At 63.9% G+C, this 13,030-nt stretch carries 8 protein-coding genes; 5 read left to right on the top strand and 3 right to left on the bottom strand.

The window, feature by feature from the left end:
- Positions 1-147 precede the first annotated feature (147 nt).
- Together NKI72_RS03160 and NKI72_RS03155 are read right to left on the bottom strand one after the other, a co-directional pair.
- Positions 148-1,437 (bottom strand): ABC transporter substrate-binding protein, encoded by a 1,290-nt coding sequence (locus tag NKI72_RS03160; RefSeq protein WP_352472208.1) that lies wholly within the window; start codon positions 1,435-1,437, stop codon positions 148-150.
- 36 nt (positions 1,438-1,473) lie between these two features.
- Complete coding sequence (locus tag NKI72_RS03155; RefSeq protein ID WP_352472207.1) at positions 1,474-2,562, bottom strand: ABC transporter ATP-binding protein; 1,089 nt, start codon at positions 2,560-2,562, stop codon at positions 1,474-1,476.
- A 258-nt stretch (positions 2,563-2,820) separates the two neighbouring features.
- Here NKI72_RS03155 and NKI72_RS03150 point away from each other — a divergent pair, with 258 nt between their 5' ends.
- The 5 genes from NKI72_RS03150 (at position 2,821) to NKI72_RS03130 (ending at position 11,833) form a co-directional block, all read left to right on the top strand.
- On the top strand, positions 2,821-3,534 hold the full coding sequence (locus tag NKI72_RS03150) for a GntR family transcriptional regulator (RefSeq protein ID WP_023676076.1): 714 nt from the start codon (positions 2,821-2,823) through the stop codon (positions 3,532-3,534).
- 339 nt (positions 3,535-3,873) lie between these two features.
- Positions 3,874-5,961, top strand: coding sequence for a di-heme oxidoredictase family protein (locus NKI72_RS03145; RefSeq protein WP_352849893.1), 2,088 nt, complete (start codon positions 3,874-3,876; stop codon positions 5,959-5,961).
- Complete coding sequence (locus NKI72_RS03140; RefSeq protein WP_352472925.1) at positions 5,958-7,388, top strand: putative sulfate exporter family transporter; 1,431 nt, start codon at positions 5,958-5,960, stop codon at positions 7,386-7,388. Before NKI72_RS03145 ends, NKI72_RS03140 begins: the two co-directional genes overlap by 4 nt.
- A 36-nt stretch (positions 7,389-7,424) precedes the next feature.
- Positions 7,425-8,147 carry a phosphoadenylyl-sulfate reductase gene (locus NKI72_RS03135; RefSeq protein WP_352502966.1) on the top strand — a complete coding sequence of 241 codons (723 nt, stop codon included), beginning with the start codon at positions 7,425-7,427 and terminating at the stop codon, positions 8,145-8,147.
- A gap of 437 nt (positions 8,148-8,584) precedes the next feature.
- Positions 8,585-11,833 (top strand): AfsR/SARP family transcriptional regulator, encoded by a 3,249-nt coding sequence (locus NKI72_RS03130; RefSeq protein WP_352502965.1) that lies wholly within the window; start codon positions 8,585-8,587, stop codon positions 11,831-11,833.
- 52 nt (positions 11,834-11,885) lie between these two features.
- Here NKI72_RS03130 and NKI72_RS03125 read toward each other — a convergent pair whose 3' ends face one another.
- Entirely contained in the window at positions 11,886-12,983 is a 1,098-nt protein-coding gene (locus NKI72_RS03125; RefSeq protein ID WP_352472922.1) for a lactonase family protein, read from the bottom strand.
- Positions 12,984-13,030: the final 47 nt, after the last annotated feature.

The raw sequence follows: 13,030 nt of genomic DNA, 5'->3' as shown, positions 1-13,030 counted from the left end.
CCCTGTGGGAGAAGGTGGCCGAGCGAAGCTCGATCGGATGAGGGGTGTTCCAGCTTGGCACCAACAGTGCTCCGTCCAGCACCCCTCAACCGTCTTGGCGCTGCGCGCCAATCTGCCTTCTCCCACAAGGGGAGAAGGCAGAGGGCATCAAGCAGCGATGAACTCGTTCCAGCGCTTCACCATGTAGCGGTCCTCGTCCATGACCGAGTTCCAGCAGGCGACCTTGCCCATGCGCTCTTCGAACGAGCCGCCGTCACGCACGGCGCCAGCCTTTTCCATGACCTTGCCGTCCGGCGACAGGATATCGCCCTTTGCCGGCTTGCCTTCGATCCAGTAGCCCCACTCGTCCTCGGACATGAACTTCTTGGCCGACACCATGTTGGCCGAGTAATAGCCCTGACGGTTGAGATAGCCGCCAACCCAGCCGGACGTGTACCAGTTGATGTATTCATAGGCGGCATCGAGTTCGGCGCCGGAGAGATGGGCTGCCAGGCCAAGCCCGCCACCCCAGGACCGGTAGCCTTCCTTGAGCGGCTGGAACCGGCACGCGATGCCCTTGGAGCGGACCGCGGCCACGGCCGGCGACCACATCGACTGGATTACGACTTCGCCTGAAGCCATCAGGTTGACGCTCTCGTCGAAGGATTTCCAGAAGGCGCGGAACTGGCCGGCTTGCTTGGCCTTGATCAGGAAGTCGATCGTCTTGTCGATCTCCTCCTTGGTCATGTTGCCCTTGTCGGCGTATTTGATGTTGCCCGTTGCCTCCATGATCATCGCCGCATCCATGATGCCGATCGACGGGATGTTGAGGATGGCGGTCTTGCCCTTGAAGGCCGGATCCATGATGTCGGCCCAGGTGGTGATATCGCGGCCGACGAGGTCGGGGCGGATGCCGAGCGTATCGGCATTGTAGATCGTCGGCACCATGGTGAACCAGTTGGTCGGCGCCTTGGCGAAGACCTTGCTGTCCTGCGCCTCGACGTAACCGACGGTATGCGGCGCGGTGCCCTGGGCAATGACGCTGTCCGGCGTCAGCTTGCCGGTTTTGAACAGCGGCACCAGCTCGTCGTAATATTTCAGCTTGCTGACATCCATCGGCTGCAGGACGCCTGTCGGGAACACCTTCTTGCAGATCCAGTATTCGATGTCGGCGATGTCGTAGCTGTCGGGCTGCGTCACAGCGCGCTGCGCGGCGGCGTCGGAATCGGTTGCTGTCATCTCCAGCGTGATGCCGAGGTCGGCCTTGCACTTGTCGGCGATGGCATTGAGGTTGGATACGCCGGTGCCGAACTGGCGCAGCGTGATGTTCGATTGCGCCCAGATGGTCGGAAAGCCTGATATGGCGCCGGAACCGGCGGCGAAACCGACGGCGGCGGCACCTGTCTTGAGCAGCGAACGTCGCGATATTCCAGTCTTCTTGTCGGTGGTGTTGGTCATGTTCAGTTCCCCTGTTTTGGTTGGTTATGCTGGATTTCAGGAATCGAGACGGCCAAGGACGATCGCGTCCTCGGCGTCCCAGGCGATCGGCACTGCGTCGCCGACGGCAACCGGCCTGGCGAAGAAGCTGGTGTCGTCGACGATCACCGTGAAATCCTCGATGCCGGCGCCATTGACTGAGAGCTTCACGGTCGAACCGCGGTACTCGACGTTTGCAATAATGCCGGTGAAGCCGAGCCCGGCTGCCGGCGGCTCGCCGATGCGCACGTGGTCGGTGCGAATGGCGATGTCGATGGGTTCCCCGGTCTCCCTGCCCTGCCCGCTGGCGGCGAGCGTGACGCCGCCGGGCACATCGAAAACGACCATGCCGTCGCGACTGCCGGCGACGCGCCCGGAGATGACATTGTGGTCGCCCATGAAACGAGCGACGAAGGCCGTGGCCGGCCGCTCGAACACCGTGCGAGGGTGCGCCGCCTGCTCGATACGGCCGTCGTTCATCACCACGATCAGGTCGGCCAGCGCCATCGCCTCTTCCTGGCTGTGGGTGACGTGGACGAAAGTGATGCCGAGCGACGTCTGCAGCTTCTTCAGTTCGGCTCGCATGCGGATCTTCAGGAAAGGATCGAGCGCCGAAAGCGGTTCGTCGAGCAACAGCGCCTCGGGATCGGTGATCAAGGCGCGCGCAAGGGCAACGCGCTGCTGCTGCCCGCCGGAAAGCTGCGCCGGGCGGCGGCTGGCATAGGCCTCCATCTGCATCAGCTTCAGCATGTCGAGCGCCTTGGCGCGGCGCTCCTCCTTGCCGACGCCTTTCATCTTCAGGCTGAAGGCGACGTTGTCGATCAGGTCGAGATGCGGAAACAGTGCGTAGGACTGGAACATCATGGCAGTGCCGCGCCTGGCCGGCGGCAGGTCGGTGACCACTGTGTTGCCGAGACGCACGTCCCCACTCGATATGCTCTCGTGCCCGGCGATCATGCGCAGCGTCGAGGTCTTGCCACAGCCGGACGGACCGAGCAGGCAGCAATAGGTTCCGGCAGGGATTTTCAGGCTGATGCCTTCGACGGCAGTCGTCGCGCCATAGACTTTCGAAACGGACACAATGTCGATTTCGGCGGCTTTGGACATCCAGCTTCCCCTTTGGTCGGATTAGCCAAAGCATCATGCGTGCCAGTTGCGCACCGCCGCACCAACTGACTGAATCCTCGAAGAAATCAGGGCCGCCTCTATGTAGCTGCCGATACGTCGGCCTTGTGCAATGCACAAATTATAGGCGATTGCCGCCGATCTCCGCAAAGATCGTATGCAATCTTTTTCATCTCTGTATTCACTTTGTCTCTCGTCCAAGCGATGCGATTCAGGGTAGAAGAAGGCAGGACCACTGCCATGAACATTGCCGACCAGACCTTCCCTGCTATCGAGGCCGCCAACGAGGATCGCGCGCAGGCGATCCGCGACCAGTTGCGCGACGCGATCGTCGATCGCCGGCTGGCGCCGGGAACAAAGCTTTCCGAAGGCGAAGTCGGCACGCTGTTCGATGTCAGCCGCACCGTGGCGCGTGCCGCACTGCAGATGCTTTCCTTCGAGGGATTGGTGCGCACCGAGCGCAATCGCGGCGCCTTCGTCGCCAATCCGTCGCCGGAGGAAGCGCGGCAGGTTTTTGCTTCGCGCCGGCTCATCGAACCAGGCATCGCGATCGCCGCCGCCGGACGGATGACGCCGGCGCATGTCGCCGCGTTCAAGGCCCAGCTCGACGAAGAAGGCCGTTTCATCGCCGAACGCGGACCGAACGCAAGGCGATCGGAGATCAAGGCGTCGGGGGATTTTCACCTGCTTCTGGCGTCGGTCGCGGGAAACGTCATCCTGCAGCGCTTCATGGAGGAATTGGTCGCTCGTTCATCGCTGGTGATCGCACTCTATGGCCGCTCGGGCATCTCGAGCTGCGGCCACAACGAACACACGCAGATCCTCGAGGCGCTGGAAAATGGCAATGCCGAACGCGCCAGCGCGCTGATGCTGCACCACATCGACCATATCGAGGCCGACCTCGATTTGCGCGTCAGGAGCGGCCCGGCACTCAGGCAGGCGCTCGAGTTCTGAAAATTTGCCGTTCGCGGCAACCTCGCCATGCCCATAATCACCTTTGCCCGACAAGCGCTTGCCTTGCGAAGCGCGCGCGGCCGCACGCCTTCCCCCAAAGCGCAAGATACGGCCGGCGGTTGAGGTGCCGTACACGATACGTAAGTGCACCCGCTCAATGATTGCGTCGAGATAAGCGTCACATGCTCGGGGCCGCATGTAGACGCATCGAGGTATCGAGCCGGGGATGTCGCAATGCGCAAGGGCCTTGCCGCGGTGCTTATGGATTTCGTCAGAGCTCGTCGGTCGCGGCGAAGCTGCGCCTCGCTGGACCTTTCGTTTGGCCGGATTATCTCCGGAATGACAGCGGTGTCTTTCATCTTGCTGCCGACGGTGGGCTTCACCAGCGATCACATCTCCGCCTGGCGCCTGGGCGCCCGTATCGTCGCCGTCGGGCTGCCGGGCGTGGCCGGCGTGCGCGAGGTGGGGCGTTTTCATAATGGCGGACCGATACCGGGAAATCCGGAATTCCTGCTGACCACGCGCGAAGGACGTGTGCTCGATCCGCTTAGGGTTCTGGTCGCGGTAGGCAGCAATTTCGGCGCGCCCCCACGCGATCTCGTATTCAAACCTGGCGCGATCCTGTCAATCGATCCGCGCGGCGACAAATCGGGCACGATCCTGGTTCCGCAGGATCTCACCGACCAAGATCTAGCCGACTATGGCGGAGCGAGCCCAGTCCAGCTCTACACGGCGCAGAGCGAGCCATTCCTCAACCGGCGCTACAATGGCCAGGCTCGAACGGCGCGGCTGGCGGCGGCATCCGGACCGCGCTACATCTCGATCAACAACGCCTTTGGAAGGCCCTGGATCGCCAACGCGCCGAACGGATTGGCCGGCGAAGGCAGCGTCACCGTCGTCGACCCCGACGGAGCCCCGCTCGACAATGCGCCAAGCCGCGAGGCCGGCGGCGTGTTCGCCGGCCGGTCTACCGATCGCGAACAAGCGCAGATCGCTCAACCCACTGGATGGCTGGCGAGCGGCTGGCTGGCCAACGGATGGCTGGCGAAGCGGCTGAACTACCGGGCAAGCGGCCAACTGACGCCCGGCGGGCTGCAGACCGGTGCGCTCGGAACGGCGTTTCTCGGCCCGTCACCGGACGGCAGCGGATTTGCCGTGTTCGGCGCGGTCACTGCGGACGGCAGCGTGGTCCAGATCCATGTCCAGGACGGTGTCGACGGCCTAGCCGGCCCTGGCACGGTGAGCATGGGCCGCAACAGCGGCGACGATCCCGGCGTCATCGGCATTGCCTTCAAGTGGAACCCGGACCGTGTTCTCTACATCGCCGACCCCGGCCGCGACCGGCTGGTGCTGCTGAAACTGCAAGACGACCGGCGGCATTTCACGGTCGCCGGGGCTGGCATGGTCTCGCTGCCGGAATTCGATCGTCCAGTCGACATTGCCGCCGCTGTCCCCGAGATCGCCAATCCGCACTTTTCGAGCCATACGACGCTTGCCGGGGGGTCGGACCTGTTCGTCGCCAATAGCGGCGACGGCTCGCTGCTGCGCATAAGCCAGGACGGCCGGCTTCTCGCCCGAGCGACGATCGACATCCCTGGCCTTGGGCCTCTCGGCGGCGATCGCCTGCGAGCCATCGCAATGTCGGCGGACGCGCAGCGGATCTGGATAACGATAGGCGGCGAGCTTCCCGGATTTCCCGGCCGCGACGGAGCGCTGCTCGAGGTTCCTGCTTTTGACGAGCACGGCGTGTCGGCGACGGCCCAGCAGACGCAAAATGCTGCCGCCAACCCCGATCTCGCCGCTCGCGGAAGGGAGCTGTTTCACACCGATTTCACGCCGCGGACCGGTCTTGGACCATTGTTCAATGCGACGTCCTGCCTGTCCTGTCATCCCGGCCCCGGCGGTGCGAGCGCGGATGAGAACCGTTTCGCGCGCAGGATAGCCCATATGGATCCGGGATCCGGGCGCACGGTCCCGATCGATCATCCCAACAGCCCGGTCGCCCGGCGCTACATGCTGCGCGATGGTGCCGGCATCGCGGCTGAACCGGCTGCACTGCCGCAGCAGGCCAATGTCATCTCGCTGCGCATGCCGCCCAGCCTCTACGGCGTCGCTGGCATAGACGACATACCCGACAGCGTCATCGAGGCGCAGGCAGTCAGCAAAGGCGACGGGATCAAGGGCCGCCCGCACTATGTCCTCGATGCCAACGGCGCGACGCGCGTCGGCCGCTATGGCTGGAAGGCCGACATTGCGGTCCTCGAAGAGATGGTCGCCGACGCTTTCACCAGGGAGCTCGGCATCACCAGCGTCGTCTCCGGCCACAGCGGGACGGACACGCAACCCGTCGAACAAGGGTCCGGAGAGATCGAGGCGGTGGCTGCCTATCTGCGAACGCTCACCCCGGCCGAGGAGGCCAGGCGATGAGCATCGCCCTGACGTTTTCGCATGCGCCGGAACAAGCGCACTCGATCTTGCCCGGTATAGCCGTGGCGGCCGCGCTCGCCCTTGCGGGCGGCTGGATTGCCGGCGGATTGGGCGAGCCGCTGTCGCGCAATCCGGTCCTCGTCGCCATGCTCTTCGGGCTGCTGATCGGCAACAGCTTTGCCTGCCCCGACGTCCTGCGCCCGGGGCTCGACTTCACCAAGCGCTACCTGTTGCGCCTGGCGGTCGTCCTTGTCGGCTTCCGCATCACGACGCGACTGTTCCTCGATCTCGGGCTGATGCCGCTCGCGGTGGCGGCCATCGAACTGATCCTGGTCGCGGCTTTGCTCTACGCCATCGCACGTAGGCTGTTCAGGCTGGAGGCCGAGATCGCGTTGCTGGTCGCGGTCGGAAGCGCCGTCTGCGGCGCAGCCGCCATTCTCTCAGTGGCTGCGCTGATGCGCGCACGCGACCAGAGCGCGGGGGTTGCGATCGCCCTGATCACGCTCAGCGGCACCGCGGCGCTGCTCGTCTATCCCGTGATGTTCCTGGGCGGCTGGCTGCCGCATCTCGACGACCGGCTCTACGGCGTGTTCGTCGGCGCGAGCATCTTCGAACTGGCGCAGGTCTACGGCGCCTCCTTCGCAGTCTCGGACGGGGCGCTGAACACCGCTACCCTCGTCAAGCTCAGCAAGGTGCTGATGCTCATCCCGCTTCTGCTGGCCATCGGCACGTTCTTTCGCGGCCGCAAGAGCGCGCCCGGAGCAACGCCGATCCCGTTCCCGTGGTTCATCGTCGCCTTCATCGGCGTGGTGATGCTCAATTCGCAAATCACGCTCGATCCGCAATTGCGCCGCGGCATTCTCGACGTCGACCAGTTCCTGTTCCTGATGGTGATGGTCGCGCTCGGGATCACCACACGCATCGGCCGTCTCGGCGAAGCCGGCGGTGCGTGGCGCCTGATCGGCCTCGGCTCCAGCGGAGTGCTTTTGTCGGCAACCCTGGCCTCTGGCGCACTGATCCCGTTCTCGGCCGGCTTCCTGGCCTCGCCGTCGGTCTCGAGCGAAAGCGCAATGCTGGCCAGCGATGGCGGAAGGCTCTTCGCTTCGGTCGGCTGCGCCAAATGCCATGTGCCGGCGCTGGCGGGCACAAAAGGCGAAGTCAGGCTCTACTCGGACCTTTTACTGCACGACATGGGATCGGCGCTCGACGACAAGATCATCCAGGGCAACGCCATCGGCGCCGAATGGCGGACAACGCCGCTGGTCGGCATCCGCCTGCGCCAGCGCTTCCTGCATGACGGCCGCGCGACCACACTGCGCGATGCAGTGTTCGCGCATGGCGGCACGGCGCAGATCGTCCGCGACCGCTTCTTCGGCCTGGACGAGGCCGACCGCCAGGCGGTCCTCGATTTCGTGAGCAGACTATGAACCGGCCGCGTCACGCCAAAACCGGACCGAATCGCCATGCATGAAGGCATCATCGCGGAGCTGAACCATCTCGACGGACCCGAGCTGCTGGCGCCACTCGTCACCGACTTGTTCCGCGGAAAGGTAGCGCTCGTCTCCTCATTTGGCGCGGAATCTGCGGTGTTGCTGCACATGGCCGCATCGATCGACAGGTCGCTCCCCATCGCCACGCTCGATACCGGAAAGCTGTTTGCGGAAACGGTCGCCTATCGTACGCAATTGACGGCCTTGCTCGGCCTCACCGACGTGCGCATCGTCACGCCCCGGGCAAACGTCCTGCGGGTGCTCGACGGCTCTGGATCGCTGCACCGCAGCGATCCGGACCGGTGCTGCCACATCCGCAAGGTGCTGCCGCTCGAGAAGGCCCTGAGCGGTTTCAAGGCCTGGATTTCCGGCCGCAAGCGCTATCATGGCGGAGTTCGCACGGATGTTGCGACGCTGGAAGAAACTGACGGACGCCTGAAGATCGAGCCACTCGCCCGCTTCACCCGGCAGCAGATCGAGGTCTATCTCGACCATCATCGCCTCCCCCGGCATCCGCTCATCGAAAAAGGCTATTTCTCGATCGGTTGTGCGCCCTGCACCGTCGCGTGCGGCAGTGCGGACAATCCGCGCGCGGGCCGCTGGAGCGGATTGTCGAAAACAGAGTGCGGGATCCACCGGTCGCCCATCCCCTCGCACAATCCGGTCCCGTCCGCTTCCCGATTTCCGGTTGCGTAAGGCACCGAAGACCCGGGCGCCCAACAAGCCTTGAAAACTAGGCACGCTTGCGAAAACTGGGAGATCAATCGCCGGGAAACTAGGTGACCGTACCGATGTGCGCGGATGCCACTGCGCACAGGATGAGCTCGTGCGTTTGGAAAGGACTGCCAGGCAGCCCATGAGCTTGCCAATCGGAGGGAATAGCCATGATCAGGTCTTCTACCGGATTTGGAGCCGACGGTCGAAGACCGAGTGCGAGGTTCGCCCGCCGTCCATTGCCCAGTTTCAGGTTGCGCAACCATCGAGATCCGCCCTCCCGGGATCAGCCAGTGCCGCTTCATCTACGAAGCCCCCACGAATTGTCGCATGACTGCGCCAGGCTAACGTCAATCGGATCGGCGGGACGGTCATGGCAGCACGACCGTCGCTCGATGATTGGTCGAGCGGGAGCCCCCATGGCCGCCTTAGATGCCTTTGAAGCCGATGCGACGCAACCGCTCTCGGGCACAGGCCGGATCGCCAAGCTGGCGGCCCCGCGCAGCGCCAGGATATTGAGGCGGAACCGCGTTCTCGAAGCGATCGATCGGGTGTCGCGGTCGAGCGTATGCTGGGTGGCGGCACCGGCCGGCTACGGCAAGACGACCGCGGTCATCGATTATCTCGAAAGCGTCGAGGCGCCGCACATATGGTACCGTGTCGATGAGGGCGACCAGGATATAGCGCGGTTCTTTCAATATCTGGCGCAGTCGCTGGACTCAGTCTCGGCTGGAGACATGCCGGTCTTCGGCGTCGAGTATGCCGAGCAGCCGAAGGAGTTCGCCAGGCGCTTTTCCAGAGCCTATTTCGCTCGGCTAAAGCCCGGCACAATTCTGGTGCTCGATGATTTGCACGACGCCGATACCGCAGAATTTCGGGCGGTGCTTTCCGAGATGTTCCGTGAACTTCCTGACACCGTCCGCTGCATCTGTGTCTCACGCACGCTGCCCCAGGAGGAATTGGGCGACCTCATTCTCAAGGGCAAAATGGCTGTCATCGACCGCCACGCGCTCGAATTCTCGACCGCGGAAGCGCGCGATCTCGTCCACCTGCGTTCGAGGGACGCCGCTCGGGTCGATGTCGAGGCGGCGCGCGGTTGGGCGGTCGGGCTCGTCCTGCTCGCGGACCAAGGCACCAAAGCCGGACTGGACGGCACAACGGAGACGGTCCCCGGCGGGCAGAACGTGCTGCCCGACGTTCTCGGTCGTCATTTCTTCCTTTCCCTTCCCTCCGTCGACCAGGACATGCTGCTGAAACTCAATCTGCTGCCCGAAATCAGCGCCGGGTTGGCTGACGAGATGATCGGGTCGGGCGAAGCAGGAAAGCTGCTCGACAGGCTTTACAGGCGACAGTTTCTGGTCACGCGCTCGGAAAACAACCGCGATATCTTTCACCTTCATGACCTCTTGCGCGACTTCCTCGAGCGTCGTTTCGCACAGCAAATTGCCAGGGAAGAGCAGCAATCGCTCCGGCGAAAGGCGGCGAAGGTCCTTGCGGGGGCGGGCCGTCATGACGAAGCCATACGCCTCGCCTTACAGGCCGACGACTGGGACCAAGCGAGCGACCTGCTGCTGAGCCGCGCAGAGGACTTGCTGGCGCAAGGGAGCCGCGCGACCTTCATCGAGTGGTGCGGCCGATTGCCGGAAACCATCATGAATGGCTGGCATTTCTATTGGCTGGGCGTGGCCCACATGCCCGACGACGCTGCGGCGGAGCGTTGGCTGTCCAAGGCGTGGCAAGCCTTTGGCGAGGCCGACGATCTGCGCGGCCTGTGCCTCACTGTGTCGCGGGCGGTGTTGGTCAAGACTGCCAGCTGGCGCACGTACGAAGGTCTGTCCATGTGGACGCGACGGGCGTTCGAGCTGATCGAACGCGGGCTTCCGGAACTACCTTCCGAGGAAGCGATGCTGGTACGCATTGGCATGATGCGGGCGCTGAACTTCGGCGACGACTGCTATCGCAGCAGCCCCGCCGGACAAGCACTCGAAACCGAACTCCTGGAGCGGTTGACCCGGAATCCCGAGCACGATCCGAGCGGATTGCGGCTGCTTGCCAGCGAAACGCTGATCGATCTTTCGGTATCGACCATGCGCGCCGATCTGTTCGCCAAGGCCGTCGACAGCGTCGTTGACGATTTGAGTGACAAGAGCGTGCTGCCTTGGATTCTCGGCATGTGGCTGGTCGCCTTTGGTGCGGAAAGTGGACGTTATTTTCCCTATAAGAGAAGGGATTTTCCCTATCCGTCGGCCGAAGCGGCGTTGCGGGCGGCGATCGCAATTGGCGAGCGCGAATCGCTGAGGGGCGTGGAGTTCGGGGGGCTCTATCATTTGCAAATGCAGATGAAGGTCCGCAACGATTTTGCCGAGTTCCACCAAGTGGTCGAGCGTTTGGCCGAGATCGCCGACAGCCGTTTCACCACGCAGGTCGCCGTCGTCGCCGATTGCCACGCCGCGCTCCATGCCAGGCAAGGCGATTTCACGGCCGCTTACCAGGATTGCGAGCGCTTCATGACTGCCATCGAGGCGGCCAACGAGCCGATGATCGAGCGCTGGCCGCACTACATCACGCAGTTCCAGGTGCTGCTGGCGGACAGGAAGCCGCGCGAAGCCGCCGTGCTTCTCAGCGATCTGCTGCCGCGGCTGGACGGCGGCGCCCACAAGCGAACCGAGATATGCATTCTGGCAGCGGCCGCATTGGAGAACCTGTGGAGCGACGATCCGCACTATGGCGACCGGCTGCAGGCCTTCCTGGAAGCGCTGCGCGACATCAGCTGGCCAATGGTGCTGCTCAATGTCCCGGAATTGCTCGCCGAACTGCTTGGCGATGCGCTTGAGCGCGGCATCGAGCCCGAGTTCTGCCGGTCGTTGATCCGCGAACGCCGGCTCGAGCCGCCGCCCCGGCGGCCCGCCGCCTGGCCCTGGCCGCTCAGGGTCCACGTCCTCGGAGGCTTTCGGCTCGAACTCGATGCAAACCCTCTCGCGCTCGGCGCGAAGCCGCCGACGAAGGCCCTCGACATCCTGCGAGTGCTGGCGATCTCAAAGGAAAATACCTGCTCGCAGGAGACCATTCAGGACTGGCTGTGGCCCAACCTCGACGGCGACCAGGCGCGGGCGGCGTGCGACCAGGCGCTTCATCGGCTGCGCAAGCTGTTGGGACGGACCGACCTCATCGTCCAGCGCGAAGGCAAGCTTCGCCTTGCATCGGACAAGGTCTGGGTCGACCTCGCCGACTGGGAAGCACGGCTCAAGACTGTCGCAAAGGTCAATGCGGAGGGATTGCGGCCAGACGCGGAGGCGCTCTTCCATGCATTCCCGGGTCCGTTGTTGTTGCACGAGCGAACCGCTTCCTGGTCGCTCCCGGCTTGCGAGCGCGTGCGTCGCGAACTGATCGATCTTGGGCTGCGGCTCGGCCAGCGGCTGGAGGCGGCCGACCAAGCCGACAAAGCACGGGCGATATATCTAGCGGTATTGGACTTCTATCCAGATGCCGGACCGATCTGCAAAGCGCTGATAAAGGAGCAACTGTGCCGCAATGATTTCGAAGGCGCAGTTGACGAATATGGGCGCTGCGAGCGCGCATTGCGTGCTGCCGGTGACGTAGCGGCCGCAGACATACGCGCGCTGGTGGCTCCCTATCTCGCGCGACGGGCGTCCCGATCCTCGTATTGAAACGACACGTTCTTATGGCCATGGTACTGGCGGAATTTTCACCCGCCAGCGCTCAACGCACGATCCTCACGCACATCGGCGTGCCAATATCGATGGATCGGCCGGTGTCGGTCAGCCGGCCGGTTGCGGCATCACGGGCGAAAATCGAGATGCGGTCGGCATTCTGGTTGGCCGAGAACAGATGGCCGCCCGAGGGCGTCAGTGCCAGATTGCGCGGCGTGGCACCGCCGCAAGGCGTATAGTCGACAAGAGCAATCCTGCCGGTTTGCTGGTCGACCGAAAACACGACGATGCTGTCATGACCGCGGTTGGAGCCGTAGAGAAAGCGGCCGTCAGGCGAGATCTGGACGTCGGCACAGTGATTGCCGTCGCGCGCCTCGGGCGGCACGGCCGGCTTGCTGTCGATCACCGTAAGCTTGCCTGATGCTTCGTCCAGCGCCAGCGAGACAACCGTCGAATCCAGCTCGTTCATGACGAACACGAAGCGACCGCCCGGATGCAGTGCGAGATGGCGCGGACCCGCGCCTGGCGCAAGCGCCGACTCGGCGAGTTTCGTCAGGCTGCCGTCGCGCCCGATGCGATAGGACACCAGCCGGTCGATGCCGAGGTCAGCGACGATCGCCATGCCGCCGGCAACCGTCTCGGTTACGCTATGGGCATGCGGCCGCTCCTGGCGGGCAGGATCTGGTCCGGTCCCGCTATGGGCAACGCTCGACAACGGCGCTGTCAGGCCGCCATTCTCACCCAACCCATAGACCACGACCGAGCGATCGGGGCCGCCCTCGCCCATGCCGTAATTGGCGACCAGCAGCTTGGTCCGGTCGCGCGTGATGGTGTTGTGCGCCGTGATGCTGCCCAGCGTCGGCTGCTTGTTGATGTAGGACAGCGTGGCGGTCTGCCTGTCGAAACGGTAGGCCGAGACCACCCCTTCGCGCCAGGTGAACACTTCTGAGTTGGCATAGACGTGGGAGCCGTCCGGCGTCACCGACAGGAAGGTGGGATTGTCGATGTCTCCCGTCTCGGCCAGTTTCTTCGTCTGCAGCGTCCCTTCGTCGAAACTGTAGACACCCAGCCCGATGCCGCGCGCGCCCTGAAAATACGGGGCGTCGCGATTGAGGCTGCCGACGAAAATCAGACAGGCATTCTGCATCACTTCCTCCCTTGTTCCGCCGGCATTGGCCCAACGGAGCAGGCAAA

Source organism: Mesorhizobium sp. M0437, from assembly GCF_040321335.1.
Lineage (GTDB): Bacteria > Pseudomonadota > Alphaproteobacteria > Rhizobiales > Rhizobiaceae > Mesorhizobium.
This window is presented reverse-complemented; position numbering and strand designations above follow the sequence as displayed.

Excerpts from the sequence above, each read along its gene's own strand:
- NKI72_RS03160 (WP_352472208.1), bottom strand. The coding sequence starts at position 1,437 with ATGACCAACACCACCGACAAGAAGACTGGAATATCGCGACGTTCGCTG.
- NKI72_RS03155 (WP_352472207.1), bottom strand. The coding sequence starts at position 2,562 with ATGTCCAAAGCCGCCGAAATCGACATTGTGTCCGTTTCGAAAGTCTAT.
- NKI72_RS03150 (WP_023676076.1), top strand. The coding sequence starts at position 2,821 with ATGAACATTGCCGACCAGACCTTCCCTGCTATCGAGGCCGCCAACGAG.
- NKI72_RS03145 (WP_352849893.1), top strand. The coding sequence starts at position 3,874 with ATGACAGCGGTGTCTTTCATCTTGCTGCCGACGGTGGGCTTCACCAGC.
- NKI72_RS03140 (WP_352472925.1), top strand. The coding sequence starts at position 5,958 with ATGAGCATCGCCCTGACGTTTTCGCATGCGCCGGAACAAGCGCACTCG.
- NKI72_RS03135 (WP_352502966.1), top strand. The coding sequence starts at position 7,425 with ATGCATGAAGGCATCATCGCGGAGCTGAACCATCTCGACGGACCCGAG.
- NKI72_RS03130 (WP_352502965.1), top strand. The coding sequence starts at position 8,585 with ATGGCCGCCTTAGATGCCTTTGAAGCCGATGCGACGCAACCGCTCTCG.
- NKI72_RS03125 (WP_352472922.1), bottom strand. The coding sequence starts at position 12,983 with ATGCAGAATGCCTGTCTGATTTTCGTCGGCAGCCTCAATCGCGACGCC.